Source organism: Pseudomonas sp. P179, from assembly GCF_000478485.2.
Lineage (GTDB): Bacteria > Pseudomonadota > Gammaproteobacteria > Pseudomonadales > Pseudomonadaceae > Pseudomonas > Pseudomonas aeruginosa.
Genome location: NZ_KI517354.1, coordinates 1,604,634 through 1,629,162, shown reverse-complemented (window position 1 = coordinate 1,629,162; position 24,529 = coordinate 1,604,634). Strand labels below are relative to the sequence as shown.

8 protein-coding genes are annotated in these 24,529 nt (G+C 63.8%); all 8 read left to right on the top strand.

The window, feature by feature from the left end; translation table 11 throughout:
• Positions 1 to 2: 2 nt before the first annotated feature.
• The gene (locus HMPREF1224_RS20120; RefSeq protein ID WP_010793298.1) at positions 3 to 2,966 is read left to right on the top strand and encodes a hypothetical protein; all 2,964 of its coding nucleotides are present in this window, start codon (positions 3 to 5) and stop codon (positions 2,964 to 2,966) included.
• Positions 2,966 to 4,156 carry a hypothetical protein gene (locus tag HMPREF1224_RS20115; protein WP_004349219.1) on the top strand — a complete coding sequence of 397 codons (1,191 nt, stop codon included), beginning with the start codon at positions 2,966 to 2,968 and terminating at the stop codon, positions 4,154 to 4,156. The genes HMPREF1224_RS20120 and HMPREF1224_RS20115 overlap by 1 nt, the downstream gene beginning before the upstream one ends.
• Before the next feature lie 67 nt (positions 4,157 to 4,223).
• Complete coding sequence (locus HMPREF1224_RS20110; RefSeq protein WP_010793297.1) at positions 4,224 to 4,814, top strand: hypothetical protein; 591 nt, start codon at positions 4,224 to 4,226, stop codon at positions 4,812 to 4,814.
• A gap of 4 nt (positions 4,815 to 4,818) precedes the next feature.
• Entirely contained in the window at positions 4,819 to 7,416 is a 2,598-nt protein-coding gene (locus tag HMPREF1224_RS20105) for a hypothetical protein (RefSeq protein ID WP_010793296.1), read from the top strand.
• Positions 7,409 to 8,572, top strand: a complete 1,164-nt coding sequence (locus HMPREF1224_RS20100; RefSeq protein WP_010793295.1) for a hypothetical protein — start codon at positions 7,409 to 7,411, stop codon at positions 8,570 to 8,572. Before HMPREF1224_RS20105 ends, HMPREF1224_RS20100 begins: the two co-directional genes overlap by 8 nt.
• Positions 8,573 to 10,465 (top strand): hypothetical protein, encoded by a 1,893-nt coding sequence (locus tag HMPREF1224_RS20095; RefSeq protein WP_010793294.1) that lies wholly within the window; start codon positions 8,573 to 8,575, stop codon positions 10,463 to 10,465.
• A 534-nt stretch (positions 10,466 to 10,999) separates the two neighbouring features.
• Positions 11,000 to 13,162: a hypothetical protein gene (locus HMPREF1224_RS20090; protein WP_010793293.1), complete on the top strand. Its 2,163-nt coding sequence runs from the start codon at positions 11,000 to 11,002 to the stop codon at positions 13,160 to 13,162.
• On the top strand, positions 13,162 to 24,525 hold the full coding sequence (locus HMPREF1224_RS45785) for a PLxRFG domain-containing protein (RefSeq protein ID WP_010793292.1): 11,364 nt from the start codon (positions 13,162 to 13,164) through the stop codon (positions 24,523 to 24,525). Before HMPREF1224_RS20090 ends, HMPREF1224_RS45785 begins: the two co-directional genes overlap by 1 nt.
• Positions 24,526 to 24,529 lie beyond the last annotated feature (4 nt).

Sequence of the window (24,529 nt, the reverse complement as noted above, 5' to 3'; positions counted from 1 at the left end):
CTATGACCACGGGCGTAGAGCTGCGTTTTGACGCAGTACCCAGCGGCTACGTCCCCTCCAGCAGTCGCAACGTCACGCTGGGTGGCGGCCCGCCGGCGAACCTTCCCGAAGGAACCATCGGAGCTTGGGGCATTCAGCCACCGCTGCTCTCGCGCGATGCCCGGGTAGTGCGGACAATCCTTCCGGACCCGCACGCATCGGCGGATCTCGACTTCTCTACCGTTGACCCCGGCTACGTGCCGCCAGCGTCCAATGCTGTGCTGCTTCAGTGGGGTGAGTTGCCGCCGGTAGAGGGCCAAACGGTTTTCCCGGGCGGATTCAGCGATTCCATGGTACCGCCACCGGCGATCCGTACTCAGTATCGCTTTGTGTTGCCTGTAGGATCGTCGCACCAAGTGTTCGGCGCCGCCAAGGCTTGGAAGTACAGCACGTTCGTTTCGGCCTACGGCTTCAATTCGAACGTCATCGGATCCCACAACGCACAGAACAAGCACCGAACGGTTCAGCCGACCGGATTTGTCGCCTACCAAAGCGGGCAGGCGAACATCATCAACCGAAACCGCTATGTGGCGGCCGGCAACATTGCGCCGCCGCCGTGGGGCGCGAATCCCACGGTTTGGCTGTACACCCGCTATCTGAAGCCTGGCGGCCTACTGGCGACCGCGATCCCGGATGTCCACCGCATCAGCCACGAACGCCAGTTCGTGCAGCTCAATGCTGGTGTTCCAGCGCCAGGCATGGGGACGGCATGGGTCAGTCAGGGAACGCGCGTTCTGGAGCCCATTGGCACGTTTCTGGATGCCGTGGCCAGACCTATGGTCGGCGGCACGCGCTTCTTGGAGCCGCCAGGCTGGGATTCCTCGGCATTCGGCACGCGGATCATTCCCGAGTCGCAGACGGTCGCGCCTCAAGGCTTCGCCGAGTTGTGGGGGCAGCAGGCGATCAACAACTGGCTCACCTTTGCCGAGCCGGCCGGATTCCAGAGCACCGTCCAGGAAGAATACCGCTGGGGCCGCGCAGACGTGTGGAACCTGCGCCAGTACGTGGTCCAGGAGTACGACCCGGACAGCGAGTTGAACCCGCCACCCTGGTCGCAGTGGACGCTGGTGGAGAACCGAAACCGTCAAGTGGGCACCATCGGCATGCCTTCGCCGCCGGCCGGCTTCCCGCAGATCGACAACAATGCCAGGCCGATCTTGCCAGGCGGCGTGGCGCCGCCGCAGATCACCACTGCAGCCATGATTGCCTACGGCCGCCGTTACCTGCCGCTGGAAGGCATCGAACCGCCGCCGATCCTGAATTGGCATGCCGTCTACAACGGCGCGAGGGTGTTGGTGCCGACCGGGAATGCTCAAAGCGCTTTCGGTGTGGCGAGACTGGAGAACACGCGGCGTTACTTCGACCGCATCGGCGGCTTCGACTCGGTGGATATCGGCATCGCGTTCATCGATTTCGCCATTCGCGGTATCAGCATCGAGCCGCGCTACAGCATCGAGCCGCCGGATATCAAGTTGCCCGAGGTCAAGCTGTACACGCGCTATGTCGATCCGGTAAGCAACGACATGCTGAACATGGGCCTGGCGGCTCTGTCGATCCACTTCAACGCGATCGGGCCGAGGTGGGCGCACAAAGACCTGTTCGGCGATCCGCGCATCCACAACGTGACGCCGGAGGTCGCGACCTTCGGGGCGAACGCCGAGGAATTCGGTTCGGCCTTCGTGCGCCTGCAATGGCGTCCGGTGGCGCCGGACGGCAGTAACATGCAGTTGTTCGGCCAGGCAAAGATCGCCGACCGCAAGCAGACCATCACGGTTCCAGGCACCAACCTGCTCAGGATGGGCGACAAGCTGGTGGTGACCAAGACCGGCGCGCCGCCGTACTCGCCGCAGAACATCATGGTTGATCAGGCGGTTAACACCGGAGCGGTGCTCGGAAAGCCCGGTCTGAATCAGTACGTCCTGTACGCGACAGGCATCCGGGCGCCGGACATCGAGGAGCCGACGGTGCGCATCATGGGCGTGAACATCGACGCCGGCATCAAGGTGGACGGCTACGGCCTGCCAGCCGTGAGCTTGAAGCTGCGCAAGCTGACGGTGGACGAATGGCCCGACGCTGAAGTGTTCCAGCCATCCAAGCCGCGTCTCACGCCGCACACCATCTGGGCGGTGAAGGAGGCACCCGAGCAGGCCAAGCAGAACCATCCAGCCGGTAACTTGCACTATGTAGGGGAAACGCTGGTTTATCCGCCGGGTGAGCGATTCGGCTCGGCGCGCATCAGCACCTACCTGGGCATCCTCAAGCCTTTCCCGCTGGGCGACGTGTCGAAGATGGGTGAGCATGCGATCTACCTGAAGCGTCGCTACCTGGAGCCGCGGGGTCTGCAGGCGTATCGCATGGGTTGGGCGATCGTGGGTGATGGCACTCAGTTCGTGACACAGTTCGCCGGTGCTGATTCGATGTTACTCGGGGTGCCTGCCGTAGACCGTGGCCCCTATTACGGCCCGCAAACAGTTCGGCCTGCTGGTCTGCCGGCTCCTGGCCCGGGTGGGGCTACATGGGTATCGCTGCTGGATCGTCGACTCCAGATGACCGGATTCCCGTCGCAGGCTATGGGATATTCGCGTGGAGAAGGTCCGTACCAGTGGCAGTCGCTGCATGTTGGACCGCCGATGCCGACCATTCCAAGCGGTACCGACACATCAGCATTCGGTACAGTCTGGGTTTCGCTGCGGGTGCGAGGGGTTGAGCCGGACGGTTGGGAGTCGTTCATCTGCGAATACGACCCGTCGCATTTCGCGGATCGCATGCGAGTCCGCAACGTCTTCACCCCACCGGGTCCAAATGCCCAGTCCGTGGCACCTGTAGGGTTGGATTCAGTGGATGTGGGCGTGTCCAATGTGCGGCCAGGTGTCCACTACATCCGCCCTGACGGCAACGCCGATCAGTACCGCAAAGGAGCTTTCTGATGGCCACGACTTCCCTGGTGCCGCTGGCCGGCATCAACAACGTCGCCGAAGATGCCGCGCTGCAACGCGGCGGCGAGAGCCCGAGGCTCTATGTGCGTGATGCGGTGAACATAGACCTGTCGCCGGCCGGCAAGGCGCAACTGCGGGCCTCTGTGCGCCAGGTCACGGACCAGCCGTTCCGCCAACTCTGGCAAAGCCCACTGCACGGCGACGCCTTCGGCGCCCTGGGCGACCAGTGGGGAAAGGTCGATCCGCATTCATGGACGTTCGAGCCGCTCGCACAGATCGGCGAAGGGGACCTGTCCCACGAGGTGCTGAACAATCGGGTGTGCGTCGCCGGAACGGCGGGCATCTTCACCTACGATGGCGCGCAGGCCGAGCGCCTGACGCTGGACACCCCGGCGCCGCCGCTGCTGGTGGCAGGCGCCGGATCGTTGAGTCAAGGCACCTACGGCGCGGCTGTGGCGTGGCTGCGCGGCCCCCAGGAGTCGGCGCCGTCGCTGATCGCCTTCGCGGACGTGACCGATGCCGGCGCGCTGGAAGTCACCTTTCCGCTGTGCTTGGATGCCAGTGTGACCGGCGCGCGCCTCTACCTGACGCGAGCGAATGGTGGCGAGCTGCTGTTGGCCGGCGACTACCCGCTGGGCGCGGCCACGGTCATCCTGCCGACGCTACCGGAGCTGGGCCGACCGGCGCAGTTTCGCCACCTGTCGCCCATGCCGACCGGCAAGCACCTGGCCTACTGGCGCGGGCGTCTGCTGATCGCGCGCGCCAACGTGCTGCGCTTCTCCGAGGCCCTGGCCTACCACCTGCACGATGAGCGCTACGGCTTCGTGCAGATGCCCCAGCGCATAACCTTCGTGCAGCCGGTGGATGGCGGCATTTGGGTGGGCCAGGTCGATCATGTCGCCTTTCTGGATGGCGCTGATCCGGCAAGCCTGAGCGTGTCGCGTCGTGCATCGCGGGCTCCGGTGCCTGGTAGTGCAGTCCTGGTCCCTGCCGAGGTGGTAGGCACCAACGCATCACCGGATGGCTCGCCGGTCGCCGTGTGGCTAGCGGAGAACGGCTACGTCATGGGCACCAGCAGTGGCGCCATCGCCGAGGTTCATGCAGGCGTGCTCGCCGGCATCACCGGCCGTGCCGGTACCTCTGTAGTGTTCGACCGCCGTCTACTGACGGCAGTAAGCTGAATCACCCAGAATATCGGGCCTTCAATCGCTGCGCAGGAGTGCGGCATGGGACTTCGGAGAGAACCCTATGCAACGCATTAGCAGCGCTCTGCGCAAAGAACTGGCCGCCGACCTGGCCACTGGTAGCTTCGACATCACCGAAAACGGCATTGCCTTCCCGCGGCTCAGCGTACTGGCCGGTGGCGAATACTTCGGCCGCATCAACAGCGGCGAGTGGGAGAAGGAAGGTGACAACCTGATCCCCACCGAGGGCCTGGCGCACATCCTCAACATTGCGCTGGGCAGCAAGCCCAAGGTGTCGTATTTCCTGGCCCTGTTCGCCGGGACGGCAGCACCTGCTGCCAACTGGACCGCCGCCAACTTCGCCGCGGTGGCCTCGGAGATCACCAGCATGACCGAGGGTTACACCAGCGCTACCCGCCCAGCCTGGACGCCAACCGATACCGCTACCGGTTCCATCGACAACATGAACGCGGTCGCGACCGTAACCATCGCCACGGCGTCGCAACTCAACGTCAACGGCGCCGCGTTGCTGACCAACAGCACCAAGGGTGGCACCACGGGTGCGCTGGTATCGGCGTCGAAGTACGCGGCGACTCGTGTGTTCCAGAACGGCGATACCTACGATATCGGCTACCGGCTGAACCTGACCGTCTAAGCCGATGTATTCGCCGCGCCCCTACGGACGTTTCGCGGAAGACGCGGAACTCTCCGCCGCCGATGCCGCCGCTGTCGAGCGGCTGGCCAGGAACCTGACGAACTTCAAGCAGGCGTCTGACCTCGCCAACCTGAAGCGCGTTGCGGACCTGCCCAGCGGCCGGCAGGCGGTGGCCATCGACATGGGCGGAGTGTTTCGCATCCTGGTGCTCGAGCAGCATGAGCTTCCGCAATTCCGTTTCGACGGGGTGGCACAGACCAACATCCCCATGCTGTTCTCCGGCGTCATCACCCGCGCCCAGGTGCTGACCGATGGGCAGGGCGTTGGCATAAGGTTGACCGAGCAGGCCCGGCGCCGGCTGGTGGCCTACGACCCGAAAGCGGCGCTTCCGCCGAAGGACGTGGCGTTGCAACGCTTCGTCATCAAGTACGAACCTCGTTTCCAATACTTCGAGCCGCGCGAGCAGGGCATCTACACATTCACTCAGTACGTCAAGCAGCGCCCGACCTGGTACAGCGGCGCCATGGCCGAGGTCATGCAGGTGGCTGGCGGATATGGGCGGCAGGTCATGGCCGAACTGCCAGAGGACGACCTTGAGCGCGCAAGGATGCTGATTCCTGAGCGCTACATGCACCGCATCCGCCAGGAAGTCGGCAACGTTCGGCTGCCGGCCTACACAGGCTTTCCGGACGAGCAAGGCCAGTTCAAATGTGACTACCTCGCCAGCCGCTGCAACGCCGTCGCTTTCGATGCCGGCAACAGTCCGTGGTTGCTGCAGATCAATGCGCGGGGCGTCTACGCGATGCCGCTTCCTGTGGTGCCGGCCACCACCACCGAGGCTTTCCGTGACTACGTGCTGGATGTTGGTGACGACGAGCTGCTGAAGCTTCTGGACCGCTTCGGCGGCATGCCTACTGGTGAGGGGTTCCCACAGCCGGAACAGGAGTTCGAGGCGTGGCGCCGGGCCGGCGTCATCGTCAAGGTCTGCGACACCGCCGACTTCTACAATTTCGAGGCCATGTACGCGGCGTGTGGCTGGGCGGTGAACAGCCGAGGCACCGAGGGCTTCAACACCTGCTGGACCTATGACGACGCCGGCCTGATGCAGGTCCATGCGTACAAGATGAGTCTGTCGCTGGCCCCGGCGGAGAACCAGGGGCGACTGAAGAACACCTGGAATTTCGATGATCCAGACGATGCAGCGAAACTCAACGCCTACCTGGCCCAGGTCTATGGCGCGCTGACCGATGGCACCGCCAGAGAACTGGCCATCAAGTATAAGATTCGGCGGGTGCCGGCTGGTGAGATTCTCTCGCGCGCCTCTTCGGCCAGCGGCCCGGATCTGGACTACTGGGACAGCCTGGAACTACCTCCCATCGCCACCCACCAGGGCCGCGTGTCGCGCGTCGCCAGTGGCCCTTTCTACTGGCCGTCCAAGGTCTTGAAGTCCTGCACCCGCCTGAAGTTCCCCGAACTGACGGGGCAGGGGTGCGAGTCCTTCCCGCACATCTCGCCCGACTATTCCGGCGGCGCAGTGAAGTGCGACACCATAGTCTTCGGCTGCTATGTCGAGGACCAATTGCGTGTCATCAAGTATTTCTACGACGAACGCAAGTTCCAGCAGGAAACGACAAGTACGTTCGAGCAGTACATGATCGTCGGCCAGTGGGAGAAGACCGAGACCTTCGGCCTCAGCGGGCTGATGGGGTTCTTCTACACGACCGACTTCGACGATCGGCAGGAGCAGCCGGCGGTAACGGTCCATACCAACATCGTCGGCACCGATATGGGCTACGGCAACCCGGCTTACTCCACTCCGCCGACGCTTTGGTGCGTCGGCGGCGTGAGCCGGTCCAGGTATTACATGCACCGCACCACGGTAGACACTACCGAGACGTTTACCCTGGACGTGGCGGCGCTGGTGCCGGTGTTCGAGCGCGATTGCATGCTCTACGCTTACCAGGACCATACCGGGGGACGCAGTTCCCACGAGGAAACGACGCAGGGCTCTGTGCCTGATCCCACGTCCTACGAACTCTGGTGCTACGACGACATCTGGCACTGGATGGGGCAGACGCGGAACGGGAACCGGGGCGACCCGCCATCCAAGGATGGGGTGCCTGTCTATGTCGACACGCTGGTCTACAGCCCCACCGAAATCAGCGACTTCGCCGAGAGTGGCAACTGGCTGAACCTGCCACCTGGCGGGTTTCTGGATGTCACGGGCATCTGTGGGCCGTACACCTACCGCAACTCCGTCCACAACGCCAACGGCGTCATCATCGGCGGCGAGGCGCCAGGCTTCGATCCGTACCGGAAGGACACCCAGTACCCCAACGAGAGTAGCGGGCGCCTGAGTGTGTGCCTGTCCGTGGCCGGCGCTGTTCAGGTCAACAAGGACATGCCGCACTCGTGGTACTGGGGCTTCTCGCCCGAGAACGACTTTTACTTCTACCGCGACGCCGTGCATGTCGCCATCGGCGACGCCCGGTACGCCAGCATCTACGAGACGGGCCAGGATGGACTGCGCCGCCGCTGGGGGCATACCGCACTTGCCGATCACAAGGCGGCCCACCACTTCATAGGGGTTATCAATGAGTGACTACCGCGACGATTCCAACGACACGGCGGTAATCAGCGACTCGGCCTGGATCGGCCTGACCGCGATCAGCGAGGGAACCGCCAGGATCAGCGAGACGGTGCTGTTCGGCCTGCTGGTGCTGCATACCGACACCGCGGTGGCTTCCGACGAGGCAATTGACCGTCCGGGGCACTTGCTGGCGGACCAGGCACACGCCAGCGACGAGGTGACCGACCAGTTGCGCGCCAGGGTGCTGGTGGTTGAAACGGCTACGGCGGGTGATCGCGTCACCGGCACGCTGCGCGTGCTGCATACCGATGGTGCAGTGGTCTCCGATGCCGTGATAGAGCGCGTTCGCAGCCTGGCCGTGGACAACGCCCACCTGAGCGACGAGGCGCTGGGCACCCGCCACACCTTCACGCTGGTGGTCGATTCCGCGCGCATCAGCGACAGCACGGGCCAGGCCGCTGCCGCGCTGTTCGAAGACAGCGCCCTGGCGAGCGACGAGGTTTTCGGCAGGCTGCATGCTCGCGTGTTGCTGACGGACACCGCCGCGCTATCCGACGAGGTGCTGGACGCCCATCAGGCCGTCCAGGAACTGCTGGTTGATGGCGCCCGCGTCGCCGCCATGGTACTGGACCACCTGGCCGCACGTGACCTAGTGACGGACTTCGCTCTGGTCGATGGCGAACCCGTGGGCGGCGAGCAGGACGGCGGCCTGGCTTGGACGGCCAACGTCGATAGCTGGGCCATGAGCCGCTATGCCCCGTACACCTTCAGCTCGCTGGCAGTGATCGACGGCAAGGTCTACGGTATCGCTGCGGATGGCGTCTATGCCCTGGAAGGCGGCAGCGACGCCGTGGCGGGCAGCATCACCACCGGAAAGTTGGACCTGGGGCAGGGCGCACTAGTGCATCCGCATACCGCCTACTTGGAATACGACCTGGCCGCCGGCGGCCAGGTCACCATGGACGTGACCACCACGCAAAGCGGCGCCGCCGCGACCTACAGCTACCCGCTAGAGAGCGAGCCCGCCGCCGAACTGACTAACGGCCGGTTCAAGTTCGGCCGCGGCCTGCGCGGCAGGCACTTCGCCTTCACGCTGCGCCTGACGGGCCAGCGCGCCTACATCAACGACTTGAGCGTCGAATCGGCGCCGACCAACAGGAGAGTGTGAATGGGTATCGCACCGGATAGCATCCTTGGCGTAGCGGTGGACACCGTTACGGACAAGATGAACGATCTTGAGGCGCTGGGCAGCAAGTACAGCGCAGAACTGTCCGCCGCGCTGGCGAAGATCGGCGACATCACGGTGGCTGACGTGCCGGCACCGACGCGGCCGGATGCGCCTATCGCTTCGCCGCCGCCCGTCAACCTGGGCGAGCAGCCGACCTACAACCCGTCTTCGCTGGTCAAGCCGGAAGCCCCTGGCGGCCTGAACATCGACGACCTGCTGGCCGACCTGGACGTGGGCGACATGGACGACCTGCCCGACGCGCCGACCATGATCCCGATCAACATCCCGGACGCGCCGAGCATGACGGCCATCCCGGTGCCGGAACGCCCGGACATCGACACCACGGTGGAGATTCCCGACGCGCCGCAGATCGCCATGCCGGACATGGAAGCGCTGGAACAGATCCGCCTGCCGGAATTCGTGTTCCCCGAGTTGCCCACGTTCGATGCCACGCCGCCGGACGCGAGCGGGATCACGGTGCCCAACGTCTTCATCAACTGGCTGGAACCGGAGTACCAGTCCGAGGTGCTGGACGAGTTGCAAGCGAAGATCAAGGAACTGATGGCGGGCGGCACCGGCCTGCCTGTACCCATCGAGCAGGCGCTGTTCGCCCGCTCCCGCGAGCGCGACAGCGGTGAAACCACCCGCGCCGTGCAGGAGGCGGTTGATACCTGGGCCGCCCGTAACTTCTCCATGCCGCCGGGGATGCTCGCCAGGCAGGTGGACGTGGTGCGCGAGCAGGGCCGGCTGAAAGCGGCCGAGCTGAACCGCGACATCCTAGTTCAGGCGGCCACCTGGGAAATCGAGAACCTGCGCTTCGCCGTGCAGCAGGGCCTGGCCCTCGAGCAGTTGACCGAGAACATGCACCAGAACATGGCGCAGCGCCTGTTCGAAGTCGCCCGCTTTCACGCGGAAAGCCAGATCAACGTGTTCAACGCGCAGATCAGCCTATTCAACGCGCAGAACGCGGCCTTCGAGACGCTGGCGCAGGTCTACCGTACCAAGCTGGACGCGGCCATTTCCAAGCTGACCGCCTACAAGACCGCCGTGGAGGGCCAGGTGGCGCTGGGGCAGATCAACCAGCAGCGCGTCGAGGTGTTTAAGGCCAAGCTGGACGCCGTACAGTCGAGCGTCGAGGTCTACAAGGCGCTGATGCAGGGCGCTTCAGTGCGCGCCGAGACGATCAAGAACCAGTTCGATGCCTACCGCGCAGACGTGCAGGCGTATGCCGAGCAGATTGGCGCCGAGAAGGTCAAGTTCGACGCCTACGAGGCCCGCGTCAAGGGCGAGTCGGCCAAGGCGGATGTGCTCGATGCGCAGGCCCGTGCCTACGCTTCAACCATCCAGGGGCTGGCGAACAAGGCCGATGTCAAGGTCAAGGGAGCGCAGATCAGGATGGAAGCGGCGCGCACCAAGGTGTCGAAGTTCTTGGCCGACGTGGACGCCTACAAGGCCACCCTGCAGGCCAACCTGAGCGAGGTGCAGTACAACACGTCGGTGTTCCAGGCCCAAGTAGAAGCCTGGCGCGCAGCGGCCAGTGCCAACGTGGCCGACGCCGAAATGCAATCTCGCTTTGCCGACATGAACAGTCGGACCAACATCGCTTACGCGGAAATGCAGATCAGCGAGTACACCGCGAAGATGCAGAACGCTGTACAGCAGGCGCAGATCGCACTGGAGGCAGCCAAGGCCTTGGGGCAGTACACCGCCCAGCTCGCGGCCGGCGCTATGTCGGCGGCACATGTATCGGCCAGCATCAGTGGCTCTGGAAGTGCTAGTACAGGTGAAACAAAATCCGAAACAACTTCGACTTCTTATAATTATAATTATTGATTATGTGGATCACGGAACATGGAGGTTTCGTATTCTAAGGCTGGTTGTCTTTTTGAAGGTTTCGATATTCTTCCCAAGGTTTTTTTTCTTCGTCATACAGCTTGCTGCATGCAATGAATATCATGCGGCCAGCTAAGTTGCTCGGTGTCTCCTTTCCTATTGCCATCATGCAATCTCTGCCTGACTTGTAGCCAAATAATCCTCTCCCAGACCCTTGTTCAACCTCTAAGAGTGCATTTGGGTATTGGCCTGCGCAAAGACTTATCACCACCCGGGCAGTCTGATCGTTTTGCACTTCTGGCATTTTATCCAAAATGCATGTTGCATAGTCTCCTGCTATTGAAGAGGTGGAGATAATTGTCAGTAGGAACAATAGATTTCTCACAAGTACTTTTCTCCGGTTGTGCGCCCGGAATATATAGCTTTTGGTTCATTGGCGGAAAGTGGATACGCCATAGCCCCCTGTAGGGTTCGTCCAAAAATGAGACGAGCAGCAAGATTGAATCTGTATCCAAGCCGTTTTAGAGGCATCCCATGTACGGATTCAAGAAGGGCGCCAAGCCCAAGCAACGATTTGCAGATGGTGGGCGGGTGCGTGGTCCAGGCTCTGGCACCTCAGACGACATCGACACCGAGGTGCCTGCGGGCAGCTACATCATGCCGGCCGACTCGACCGAGCAGATTGGGGAAGCGGCGTTGCAGGGTATGGGGGCGCCGGTCCCGGTCAGCCTGAGTAACGGCGAGTACCAGATGCCTCCCGAGCAGGTTCACGCCGTTGGCGTGCAGGCGCTGGACGCTGTGAAGAATGCCACTCATGTGCCGGTAGCCCAGCAGGCAAAAGGGTTCTCTCCGCGTAAAAGGGGAGGGAATGGCGCCGAGAAGCCAGAATTGTTCTTCGCCGACGGCGGGGTTGTTGATGAAGAGCGTAAAAAGCAGACCCGTTTCGACATCACCAACACGCCCGCCGCCCAGCGTGCTGCTGGCGTTGTGCCGGAGGCATCGGCTCCCGTAGCCACCAGCGGCTACAGTGCAGACCCCACCATGGCAAGGGCGCAGGCCAATATCGATGCTGAACGGCAAGCAATGGCTGTGCATCGGCAGCGCACTGCTGATGCCGCGAATCTTCAGCCAGGAGTGGCGCCTGGCTACAGCGACAACCTCTATACCGCCAACGCCCAGGCACGTTCGGATGCAGCTCGGCAGCAACAGGCTGTGGCGCAGTCCGGTGCGCTGCCAGATGCGCCGTCGGCGCAAGGCTTCGCGCCCTCGCGACAAGGTAATGACCCGGCCAGAGCTGCAAGGATGCAGGCTCAGTTTGATCAACCGGTAACGGGCCCTGATCGATCTAAAGCTGCTGGTTTCACTCCGCAGTACCGCACCGAGGGACCAGGCTGGCGAACCGATTCGGTTCTTCGCGGGACGGGTGACGACGTAGCGCAGCAGTGGGCATCTGGTGAGTATGCCCGAGGCTTTGGGACTGGCGTGCGTGGGGCGCTTGCGGCGGTTCCGGCAGCATTCGCTGATGCTGGAGAGGATGTCGGTCGATTGGCTGAACCGGTGGTCAACTTCGGTAAAGGGCTATTCGGATGGGATGACACTCCGCCGGCGCTTCGTGGTCAGCAAGCGGCCCAGGGTGCAGCAGCTCCAAGTTCCAGTGCTGTGCCCGGGCGAGGCCAGGTGTTGCCGGCTGCTGGTTCGCCTACCGGAGCGTTGGAGTCGGCGGCGAATACTGGAGCCGCTATGCCAGGCGCCGGTGGCTCGGACCTGCCCAACAACGTGACGCGGGTGGGCAACAGCTTCTCCGGCACAACAATCCGCCCGGGCTACACCGTTAACGGGGAAGCTCAAGCTGCCGGGTTCACCCCAGGTGGTCAGCGGAGTGCTCAAAACCAGCGCGCAGTGGAGAACCTGCTGGCCCGAACGCCTGATGTGGGTATGGGGTTCAGTCCGAGTACTGTTTCTCAGGTACCGCCGATGACCCCGGACGCGCTGGCTCAGTACAACGCCGGTAACTCCAGCGCGCCTCGAGTAACCGTGGTTCCCGATAGCTCTCGGGCCGATAGCGTTCGCCAGGCCGCCTTGAATGCAGCCTCAACACCTTATCGCGGTTCGCCGAACGGGCAGTTAACTGCCCGCCAGATCGACAACCTGTTCGGGCTCCAGCAGAGCGATGACCGCAATGCTACGTCCTTGGCGAGCACTCGGGCGAATAACGACACGGCCTTGGCGCGAGAGCAGGTGCAGCAGCAGGGCGCCAATCAGCGCGCTGCTCTACAGGAAATGGGGCAGGGCGCGCGCTTCCTCGCCTCCAACGAACTCGATCGCCAACGCCTGGCTGGTGAGCAAGAGGCCAGGGGTTTCCAAACCCGCGCCGCCCAGCGCATCGAGAAGCTGTACGAGCAGTACGACAAGGCTGCTCCCGAAGACCGCGCCGCGATCGCCGAACAGATTCGTGTGCTTGCCGGTAAGGACGCTCCGAATCGCTTCACCGTGGTACCTGGCGGCCAGGAGTACGACCCGCAGTCCATGCAACTTCTGACGCGCCCTGCACGAGTACTCAACAACCAGACCGGACAATTTATCGACCAGCAAACGCAGTCGGCGCAACCCGTCGCTCCGCGAACTGGTGAGGTGCGAAGTGGATACCGGTTCAAGGGAGGGAACCCTGCCGACCAGAATAATTGGGAGAAGGTGTAATGGCCGATACCAGCAAGCCATGGGAAGAGTTCGCGTCTCAACAGCCAGTAACTGGTGGCGAGAAGCCGTGGGAGGAGTTCGGTGGCGAGACGAAGGAGGAGGGAAGAGGCCTGATCGGGCATGCGCGCGACCTTGGCCTATCCGTGGCCAAGGGGGTGATTGGGGTTCCGGAAGCGGCTGTTGGCCTCGCTGATATCCCAACAGAGGGCCGCGTAGGTAAGTTCCTCGAGAACCAGGACGGCATGCTCGGCTTCCGGCCCCGGGAGGCGAAGGATTTCCTGAGTGATCTGCACACCGATCAGTACAAACAGCAACAGCAGGACTTTCAGGATGCTGATGGCGTCGTAGACAAGACGCTGCATGCTGTACAGAACCCGTCGATGGTCGTGAACACCGTAGCGGAGTCTTTGCCTTCCATGTTGGCGGGGGGCGCGGTCGGTCGTGGCGTTCGGGCGCTGGCTCCAGCGTTGGCACCTGTGGCAGCCGGCGCGGCTGGCGAAGGGGCGGTTATGGCTGGTCAGCAAGCAGAGCAGATCCGCCAAGAAACTGATGACGGCTTGCTCACTCCGGCGCAGTCGGGAGCTGCGGTGGCCACTGGTGTGTTGGGAAGTCTGTTTTCCCTTGCCGGCGGTAGCTTGGCCAAGAAACTGGGTATCGGTGATGCGGATACCCTCCTCGCTGGTGGTGCCAACCCAGGACAACTGGTCAGCGAGCTGGCGTCCATGCCGGCGAAGAGCATTCCGCGGAAGGTGATAGAGGGCGCAATCTCCGAGGGCTTCCTTGAGGAACTGCCACAGTCCGCATCTGAGCAGGTTCTGCAAAACCTGGCGCTGGGACGGGACTGGGCCAGCGGCCTGGATGAAGCGATGGTAATGGGAACGCTGGCCGGGATGGCCATGGGTGGGCCGGCGGCGGTTCTGCATGGCGGTCAGCCGGCAGCGTCCCGTGGCCTGGCGGATGCGGACGCTACCTTCGAGAGTACCCCGGGCCTTGAGGGGCAGACCGAGACGACTGCGCCACTGGCACTCCCAGCTCCAGTGTATGAGGCTGGTTCTGACGGCCAGGTCCGGACCACGGTCGACCAGAACTCCGCTACCCAGGCACAGCGTCAGCAAGAGGCTGAACGTCTGGACCGAATCCGTCGAGGTGAAGTCACCGATGTGACTCCGGTCCCGGCGGCCCCAAAGCGCTCCGAGCAGATGGGTCTGGACCCGGCTGTTGGGCCACTGTCTGGTGCTGCTGCGCAGGCCGTGGACAGTGGCGCAACTGACCAGATGGTGCAACAAGCCGCGCTCCAGCAGGCAGCCGAGGAGGCGCAGAAGAGCGGCAGGAAAGGTGATCAGGTCAACCCGGAAACCGGTGAGATTACAGCGGAGCAGGGTGATCTGCTGGCATCCGATCCTGTCACCGATCTGCAGGGCCGCCTGGAATTTGTACGCCGGCAAGCCCGTGCCACCGGATGGGACGCGAAGAAAATCGCCGAGCGCGATCGCTTGCAGGAGGAACTGGACAAGCTCGCGCCAGCGCCGGATGCCGGCTACATGCAGCGCGTCGGTGAGCGCGTGAAGCGTATCGAGGCCGCGCAGAGCCCCGATGAAATTGCCGCGATCCTCGCCGAGGATCAGCAGGATGAGCAGCGCCACCAGAACGCCGCTGGCCGGGTGGAGCTAGCCGCCCGCGCTCGCGGCTTCGCCCTGGACCAGGCGGCGCAGCAGCAAGCCCCGACGCCAATCGGCGTGCAGGACGACATCCAGCAGGCCCAAGGCAAGGCTGACGCGCAGCAGGCGCAAGCCGCACAACCGGCTGTATCGCTGGCGCCGGCAGCGGAATCCGTACCGGCAGCACCTGCGACCGAGGCGAAAGCGACCAACCTGAAGGACGCCATTTCGAAGGTACGCCAGGCCAAACAGAAGCCCGAGCAGCCTGCGGCGCTGCAGGCCGTGCGTCGCGGAGAGGTGGGCGGAAAGCTGGGCAGTGGCGAAGTAGTGACCACCAGCAGCGGGCGGCAGACGACGCCTTTCCCGAAGGTCAGCGTGGACTCCAGCCGCAAGGCGACCAGCACCATCAAGGCCGTGGACCAGTGGCTGATGCAGAATGCCCTGGATGAAGCGCGCTCGCGCGGCGACGAGTTCAACGCGCGCCAGTTCGAGGCGAACCTGGCGAAGCCGCAGCGGGCCGATAAGGACGCTGCCGAGGAATACCTGTTCGGCCAACAGCCTGCTGTGCAGCCCCGCGTGCTGAAGCCACTGGCGCCGAAGTCTACCGCCACCGACAACAGCGCAAGCTGGGTCATCCGAAACAAGGAAACCGGTGAGGTGATCGCGGAAACGTTCGACCGTAAGAAGGTTGACGCGCTCAACACCGAGAAATACGAAGCGGTGCCGATCCAGCAGCACCTGGCGAGCCTGAACAAGCCCAAGGTGCCCAGCATCGAAGGCAAGGACATCGGCGAAGGGTGGGCGGAGTTCAGCAAGGAATCGGGCACCGTGGGTATCCCTCGCGCCGACATGCCGCAGATCAAGGCCGAGCACCGCGGCGCGATGGTGAACTTCCTGAGCGCTCGTGGCGTGCAGCATCAGGAAGAGACAGTTCCCGCAGATACCCTCAAACCGACGCAGGCTGAATTCAGCCGCGACAAGGTGGCGAAGGCCAAGGACTTCGAGGGTGGCAACCGCTCCATCTTGGTTTCGCGCGAAGGCAACGTGTTGGATGGGCATCACCAGTGGATGGCCGCCCGCGACAACGGCGAAGAGGTGAGGGTGATTCGCCTGGATGCCCCGATCCGCGACCTGGTGAAACTGGCCCACGAGTTTCCCAGTTCCACCACCGATGCCAGCAGCGGGCAGGGTGCCACGGTTGACGCGAGACAGGTGAGGTCCGTGCCTGAGCCAGCCGCTCCTGATGTGCCGAAGAAGAGGCCGCGCGGCGTGCTGGCAAAGAGGTTCCAGGCTGAGGCCCAGGCCCGCGCCGAATACTTCACCCCCGGCAACGTGGTGCGAGGTTACGGCGCCAACTACGACAGGGTTATCAGCTACAACCCGACCGAATCGGGAAGCTGGACCGTCACGGTGCGCAGTGTACGCAAGGAAGGCGACACCTGGGTGGATGTCCCGGGCGAGAGCGAGCGCACTCACATGACGGCGCCGGATGCGCGCGACATGAAGCGCGGCCCGGCCGGCCGTATCGCAACACAGGGGGCGCCAACCGCCGATGAGTTCCCCTTGAAGGAAGCCGCCGCCAGCTACTCCGGTATCTCGAACAGCAGCAGCCAGCGAGCGAAGTCCGATGCGGATGAGTTCCAGACCTACATCGACGTGGCCCGCGACGCGGGCGCTGTCGTGGCGCGCACCGATGCTCAGCAGGCGGCCGTGGAGCAAGCCACACGAGAATTGCGCGCCGATTACCTGGCCCAGTACCGACGCCTGATGAACGTGCGCGCCGGCACCTACAGCGGTTATGTTGTCGGGCGTTCTGGACTGAACAGCAAGCAGGCGGACAGGCGCAACAGCGCCTACGACCGCGCCATCGACACATTCGTGGCCTGGCAGAAGGCCAATCAGGATCGCGTGCGCCAGGCGGCCCTGGACGCCCGTACCGACGAGGAAAAGGCGGCAGATCGCCAGGCCGCCGAGCAGGCCCGCGCCGACAAGGCGCAGCGCAAGGAAGACGGGGACCGCAGCCTGATGCGCAGGATTCTGTCCTGGAAGAAGGGCAGCGAGCCGGTGGCGATCACCAAGGCCGCGCACCTTGCCGGGGTGAACTTCGGCAAGGATGGCTACCCGACCAGCATTAAGTTGACGCCGACCGATGGCAGCGTGCTGACCAGCGACAAGTTCGACCTGGCGGCGCTGTTCCGTGAGCGCGGCATGAGCGTGCCGGAGTCGAAACGCCGCGTGCGTGAACTGGTCGATTTCGTGCGCGCCGAGGATGCAGCCCGGCCCGAGTCCGAACCGGCAGAGGCACCCAAGCCCGAGCCCGCGCAGCCCAACGATTCGAAAACCCCGACGCTCGATGCGCATGTAGCCCTCATGCAGCGCGCGCGCAGTGGGGAGGCGACCGCCGACGAGTTCCGCCAGGCATTCGAGCGTACGCAGAACGCCCGCGACGCCCTGGTGGCCGAGCTGGGCACTATGAAGAAGGATGACCTGCTGAAGTCAGGCGGCTACAGCTTCTTCCACCGCTACCGCAACGAGAAGAAGGCAGCGATTGTCGATGCCCTGGCCGGTCGCGTGCTGGAGGAATTTGCGCTGGGCCGCAGCTACGGCCCGAGCAGCTACGTGATGTCGGCTGCCGGCCTAGAAGCGCACCGCCAGGCCAAGGCCAGCGCGCTGGCCGAGCTGGTGGCGAACACCACCGACGACGACATCAAGGCACACGCCGCCGAGGTCGCCGAGGCGCAGCAGGAAGTCCAGGCCCGCCGGGAAGCGCAGCAGAAGGCTGTCGCCAACCCGCAGACCCTCGCCGAGTTCCGCCAGGCAGTGAGCTACAACATGGAGGCGCACGGGGAGTCCCTGCGGGAGGCGTTCATGCGCCTGACGCCGGAACAGCGTATTCGCTACGACGAACTGGAGGCCGAGAGCACTAAGGCCCTGCGTGAGCAGGCCAAGGCACAAGCCAAGACCCGCGTAGCCAGCGCCGGGCAGACTACGGCCGGCGACATCATCGAGACGAAGCACACCAAGCACGGGCATGACCTGTTCGTTGTGCAACTGGCCGAGCGCGTCAGCCGCGAGGACTACGACACCCTGAACAATTCGGCGAAGCGGCTGGGCGGCAGCTACAGCAGTTATCGTGGAAATGGCGCCGTCCCCGGCTTCCAGTTCCGCACCCGCGAGGCGGCCGAAGCATTCCGTAAGTTGGTGACAGGCGACACCGCCGACGCGCAGGCCGTTGCAGAAGCGCGCCGCGACGCCTTCGAGGATGACCGCAGTCAGGGCGCCGCCGAGCGACTGCGCACCATGGCTCAGGCCCTCAACGAGCGGGCCGATGAAGCGCTGAACCGCGAGCGCAAGCAGAACACCGAGCGCCGTGCGCGGATGGCCGCCAGCGCCGAGGCCTCTGCGCGGTCCGACAAGGCACTGGCCGCCACCATGAACAACCTGGCCGATGCCATCGAGGGCGGCAAGGCCAAGTTCCTGGACACCGTGCGGCAGAAAGTGCAAGTGGAGTTCCTGGCGCGGGAACTGCGCAATGCGAAGGACGCGCAGATTCGTGCGAAGTACCCGACTTACGGCGAGCAGGAGAAACACCGCGGCGAGCCGGTGGACGCCGAGACGGTGGACTACTCCACCTTCCCCAGTTACACCGCCATGCGCTCCGACCTAGCGAGCCTGGCGCGCCAGATGGCGGACGTGGACGGCCTGAAGAAACTGGCCGCGCGCCTGGAGAAGGTCGCCGACGACGTGACCGAGGCCTACACCGACTGGGCCAAGCAGAACCTTCTGTCCGTCAGCCGCTTCACCCGCGGTGACCAGTTCGCCGACTTCAAGAGCCGCGAGGATGCCGAACGTGCCATTCGCCGCTCCGGCCTCACCGGCAAGGCCATCGTGCTTCCGGTGAAACGCGGGCAGAACCGCATCGTCATGGCCCCCAGCGAAGCCATGAAGCTGGGCCTATGGCAGGGCGACGGCGACAAGCGCATCACGCTGTCCGGCGAGTTCGGTGGCGAGTTGGTGCAGGCCCTGGGTCGGCGCAGCGGCAGCAAGATCAACGTTCCGTGGGCGCTGGAGAGTGCGCACGAAAAGCGCAAGCGCCTGGAGAGCATGGGCATCCTCACCGGCAGCGAGTACCGCTCTGCACTGCGCGAGTTCGTAGCGCTGCGCGAGGCGCCCGCCGAGCCCGACAAGATCAGGGAAATGGAACGGTCCATGATCGGCCGCCGAAATGACGGACTGGACTTCTTCCCGACCTCGACCGTCGTCACCGAGGAAGCCATCGACGCCGCCGACATCCAGGGAGGCATGGACGTGCTGGAGCCTTCCGCCGGCATGGGCCATATGGCCGATGCGATCCGCGAGCAGACCGGCGTGGAGCCCGACGTGGTGGAGCTTTCCGGCGAACGCCGCGAGTTGCTGGAGGCCAAGGGCTACAACCTGGTCGGATCCGACTTCATGGACGTGTCCGGCAAGCAGTACGACCGTATCGTGATGAACCCGCCATTCTCCAAGGGGCGCGACATCCAGCACGTACAGCACGCCTACAGCCTGCTGAAGCCCGGCGGCCGCCTGGTTGCCATCATGAGCGAAGGCGCCTTCTTCCAGAGCAACAAGGCCGCCGAGAACTTCCGCGCCTGGCTGGACGGCCTGGGCGCCACCAGTGAACGGCTGCCGGAGGGTTCGTTTATGGACCCGGCGCTACCCGTCAATACCGGCGTGAACGCGCGCATGGTGGTGATCGATAAGCCGGCAGCCGAAGAGTCTCCAGCGCCGCAGCCCGGCGAACAACCGCCCGTGCAGTATTCGTTCGCCGGACGCAATGCTGTCGGCGCCAACCTGCATGCCCTGAGCACAGCACAGCAGCGCATCGCCATTGGCGAAAACGCCGAGGTCGTTCGCCGAGATACCGGCTGGCACCGTAGCGCTGATGGCAAGTGGCGCTTCGAAATCAGCGATCATCAGGCCAGCATCGCCGTGGCCGGTGAGACTGCTGGCGCCATCATCAATATGGCCCACCTCAATGCGATCAACGACGAGCGCAGTCGACCGACCGTCGGCGATGTGCTCAACCATCCTCAACTGTTCGCTGCATATCCTGACCTGCAGCGTATCCCGGTGGCAGTGATGCCAGAGGGCGTCACTGCGCTGGCTCGCCTACGCCGGTTCGCCACTGGTAACCAAGTTGAGGTTCAGGCGAACATGCCCCGCACCGAGGTTGCCTCGGCGATCCTGCACGAACTCCAGCATGCGATACAGATCCGGGAAGGTTTCGCCATGGGCGGCTCGGCCAGGGCTTTCGTCAGCAACTTCGACAAGACTGGTGCGGCGACCTATCGTCGTTTGGCTGGAGAGGTGGAGGCGCGCAACACGCAGGCTCGGCTGAAAATGACGCCGCGCCTGCGCCGGGACATTGCACCCGATGAGTCGGCGGACATCCCTGCAAGTCAGGTGCTGGTGTCGTTCAATGGCCGCGACATCGAGAATGGCCCGTTGCCGCAGAACCTGACGGGGCGTCCGCCGATGACCTCGCAAAGCCTGGTGCGTGCTTTCGACCTGCAGTTCCCAGCACTGGGCCAGGCTGTGCGCAAGATGCTGAAGCGCGGCAAGGAAGGACAACGGGGCGGCTTGGTGGTGATCGACAGCGCCGACCCGTTGCGCATCGCGCACACCTACGCGCGGAAATCCGGTACCGCACTGAGCGATGCCGTTCAACTGTTTGAGGATGGCGGGCGCATCAATGGCTTCTACGATGCCAGATCAGGTCTAACTTTTCTGGTCGGCCCGAACCTGAATCCGGTAACCGCACCGGCCGTGGTGCTTCACGAAATGGTTCACGGCCAGCAGCGGCAGAATCTCGACCAGGCTGCCCACGCCATGCTGATGAATCGCGGCAAAGTGCGGAGCGCCGAACTGCGCACCTTCCTGGACCGTGTGGCCAGCCGCATGATCGAGGCCGGCGAGAGCCGCAACATGAAGGAGGCCGCTCCGTATATCGTGGAGCAGGCTGTTATTGAAGGGCGAGAGCAGGGGTTCGCCGAGGCTGATAGCCGGTTCCTGTCCTGGGTAGACAGTGCGCTGGGCAAGCAGGTGGGTGACTTCCTGCGTAGGTTCCTGGCCAACATCCGTCAGTGGATGCTGCGCCACGGTCTGCCGGTTGGCCGTATCAGCGTGGACGATCTGGTGCGATATGCGATGGCTGGTGTGGAAAGCGCCGCCGAAGGCCGGGTACGGGGCGACGGCCTAGCCATGAGCCAGGACGACATGCGCAAGGCGCGCGTGCTGCAAGGTCCGCCGGTGGCCATCCTGGAGGGGAATGAAGCACCACAGGGCTTCGCTGCGGTTCGCGAGTGGGCGGCGAAGCTATTCGAGTCTCAAGGTGGCAAGGCAGTGAACCCGGACCTGGGCGATGTGGTGCTGGATATGCGCGCTGTGCGCGACTCGATGGCGCATGGCAAGGCCAACCCATACAAGTTCTCGGCGTTCGCGGCCGTCAAGGACGTGCTGGAGCGTGGTGTGGTGGTTCACCGCGCGGACTATGAGAAGGGGGAGAGTTTCTACGTATCGGCGCCGGTGGTGATCGACGATAAGGATGACATCGTGACCGTGTTGGTGCGCCGCGATCCGAACATGCAGCGCATGTATCTGCATTCGGTGGCCACAAAAGAATATCTCCTGAACCGTCGAGTATCCGGTGCTGATGCCACGATGGCAGTGCAGCCTTCCGGCTCGTCCAGTTCAGGAGACGTAGCCAGTGTACTCCAGCGGCTGCTGACCGCAAGCCTGAATGAACCCGAAGGTCCGCAGTTCAGTCGCTCCGGTCTGCGCGAACTCACCAGCAAGGCTACCGCCGAACTGAACAAGACCTTCAGCGCTCCGGGAGGCCTGTCCTGGTGGCACAAGACCATCGGCACCATGTACAACCTCGCAGAGCGTTCCCCGGCATTCAAACCGGTCTTCGAGTCGGCGCAAGGATTTATCGATGACGTGAGTTATTACGCCAGCGATGCGGCTGATCTGGCGCCGAAACTGCTGCCGAAGCTGGAAACCTGGCGCGACATCGCAAAGTCCCCGGTGGGCGCTGAGGACAACAAGGCGGTGGCCAAGCCGGTATTCGAGGGCACGCTGATGTGGGCGCGCGACGTGGACGGCAAGCCGGTGCGCGTCGATTCGCTGGCTGAGCGCGCCATGCGTCTGACGGCCGACGAGAAGGCGGACATCCTGCGGAAGCAGGGCAAGATTCCCGAGGGACTGCTGCGCGCCTGGCGCGGCCTGAGCCCCGAGCAGTTCGCCAAGATGATCGACAGCCGCTACGAGTCGCAGATGCTCAAGGCAGGCATCGTCTGGACCGACGCTGAGCTGCGCGACATATGGAAGCTCAACGATGCTCAGGTCGCGCTGTACCGCGAGTTCCGCGCCGCCACCGACCGTAGCCTGGACACCATGGCCCGCGCCGACATGCTGCGCTTCGGCGGCGAGGATGTGAAGGAACTGCGCGACCAGGTGATGGACGCGGCCGATGCGCAGGAGGGCGCCGCGATACTGCGCGACCACCTGGCGCAGATGGCTGATGCATGGCCGGAACGCGCCACGAACCTGCTGAACCTGGCACACGGCATGACGGATCGCGCCGAGAAGGTCGCCCAGTTGCAGGGCGAGGGCTATGCACCGCTGTCGCGCTTCGGCAAGTACACAGTGGACGTGGTGGGTCAGGACGGTCAGCGTGAATACTTCAGCCTGTTCGAGACGAAGCGCGAGGCCAACCAGATGGCCGAGCAGATGCGTGGCGCGTTTCCTGGCGCCACCGTGAGCCAGGGCACCCTGTCCGAGGAAGCGTACAAGCTATTCGCTGGCATCACACCGGAAACGCTGGAACTGTTCGGCAACGCCCTCGGTTTCGACTCACAGGGCGATAGCGCACGTGATCAGGCTTTCCAAGACTACCTGCGCCTGACAAAGACCAACCGCAGCGCAATGCGCCGGCTTATTCACCGAAAGGGCATCGCTGGTTATAGCGAGGACGTAGGGCGGGTACTGGCTTCGTTCGTATACTCCAATGCGCGGCAAACCGCCGCCGGCCTGCACATGGGCGACCTTTCCGAGGCTGTGAACGGCATCCCGCAGGCGCAGGGCGAACTGAAGGACGCCGCGGTACGGCTGGCCGACTACATCAAGAACCCGCAAGAGGAGGGGCAGGCGGTGCGCGGACTGCTGTTTGCACAGTACCTCGGCGGCTCCGTCGCGTCTGCCTTCGTCAACATGACCCAACCGGTCCAAGTGACTTTTCCCTGGCTGAGTCAGTATTGCGGGGTGAAGCGCGCTGCGACGGAACTGGGGCGTGCAGCACGTCAGATGGCGCATCGGTCCTATCAGTTCGAGCCGGACCTGGCCCGGGCATTAAAGCGCGCCGAGGATGATGGGGTGGTGTCCCCGCAGGAGGTCCACCAGTTGATGGCGCAGGCCCGCGGCAGCGGCTCGCTGCGCGCGGGGGACGGGACGCGCTTGGGTGATGCTCGAGCACTTGCGTCCAACAGCGTGGCGCGCCTGTCGATGGCCTGGGGCAAGTTGTTCGGCGCCGCAGAGCAGATCAACCGCCGCATGACCTACATCGCGTCGTATCGCATCGCCAAAGCGCAGAACATGGCCAATCCTGATGAGTTCGCGCGCCGGGCCGTGCGCGAGACGCAGTTCGTATACTCCAAGGCCAGCAAGATGCGCTGGGGGCGTGGTGCCGTCGGCGGCACCTTGATGACCTTCAAGACGTACAGCGTGGCCTATCTTGAGCTGATGCATCGCTTGTGGAATCAGGGTGAGCCTGGTTCGCAGGAGCGCAAGGACGGTCGGAAGGCTGCTGCCCTGATGATCGGCATGCTGCTGCTCGTCGGCGGCGCCGGTGGCTTGCCGTTCGCCGAAGACGCCGAAGACCTGATCGACGGTGCGGCGCAACTCATGGGCTACAACTTTTCTACCGCGAAGGCCAAACAGGAGTTTCTGGAAAGTCTGTTCGGTCGGGTGCTTGCCGACTTCATTGATCGCGGGGTGTCCGGGCTGCCTGGGGCTCCGCTCGATGTATCGGGCCGGCTGGGTATGGGGAACCTGATACCCGGAACCGGTCTGCTAACTGAAAAGACCAGCCATACGCGAGACGTCCTGGAAATAGCTGGCCCGATGGGAGACTTTGCCAGCCGAATAGCGAGTGGTACTCGCAAGGTGCTGGGAGGTGATATCGGCAGCGGTATCCTGGAGATGTCGCCGGGCGCGGTGCGAAATGCGGCCAAAGGCGTGGATATGCTGGCCACTGGCATGTACAGGGACGCCAAGGGCTACAAGGTGCTCGACACCAACGTGCTCGAGGCCGCTATGAAGTCCATCGGCTTCCAGCCGGCCAGCGTAGCCACTATCCAAGGGGCCAACATGCTCAACCAGAAAGCAAAGGCCTTCTACAACTTGAAAGCCCAGGAAATTCGCAGCATGTGGGCGGCCGGCATCTTCGAGAAAGACCAGGGCAAGGTTGAGCGCGCGCGGCAAGCAATAGCCGACTGGAATCGGCGCAACCCTGACCAGCCAATGGCCATCCGAGTGCCAGACATCATGCGACGAGTCCGCGAAATGTCGCTATCGAAGGACGAACGGATAGCGAAGACCGCACCGAAAGCGATGCGGCAGCAGATGCGAGAGGATTTGGAGCGCACCCGCGCAACGCTGGACTGAACCC

Bases quoted from the DNA above. Each gene is read 5' to 3' on its own strand.
- HMPREF1224_RS20105 (WP_010793296.1), top strand. From the start codon at position 4,819: ATGTATTCGCCGCGCCCCTACGGACGTTTCGCGGAAGACGCGGAACTC.
- HMPREF1224_RS20110 (WP_010793297.1), top strand. From the start codon at position 4,224: ATGCAACGCATTAGCAGCGCTCTGCGCAAAGAACTGGCCGCCGACCTG.
- HMPREF1224_RS20090 (WP_010793293.1), top strand. From the start codon at position 11,000: ATGTACGGATTCAAGAAGGGCGCCAAGCCCAAGCAACGATTTGCAGAT.
- HMPREF1224_RS20115 (WP_004349219.1), top strand. From the start codon at position 2,966: ATGGCCACGACTTCCCTGGTGCCGCTGGCCGGCATCAACAACGTCGCC.
- HMPREF1224_RS20100 (WP_010793295.1), top strand. From the start codon at position 7,409: ATGAGTGACTACCGCGACGATTCCAACGACACGGCGGTAATCAGCGAC.
- HMPREF1224_RS20120 (WP_010793298.1), top strand. From the start codon at position 3: ATGACCACGGGCGTAGAGCTGCGTTTTGACGCAGTACCCAGCGGCTAC.
- HMPREF1224_RS45785 (WP_010793292.1), top strand. From the start codon at position 13,162: ATGGCCGATACCAGCAAGCCATGGGAAGAGTTCGCGTCTCAACAGCCA.
- HMPREF1224_RS20095 (WP_010793294.1), top strand. From the start codon at position 8,573: ATGGGTATCGCACCGGATAGCATCCTTGGCGTAGCGGTGGACACCGTT.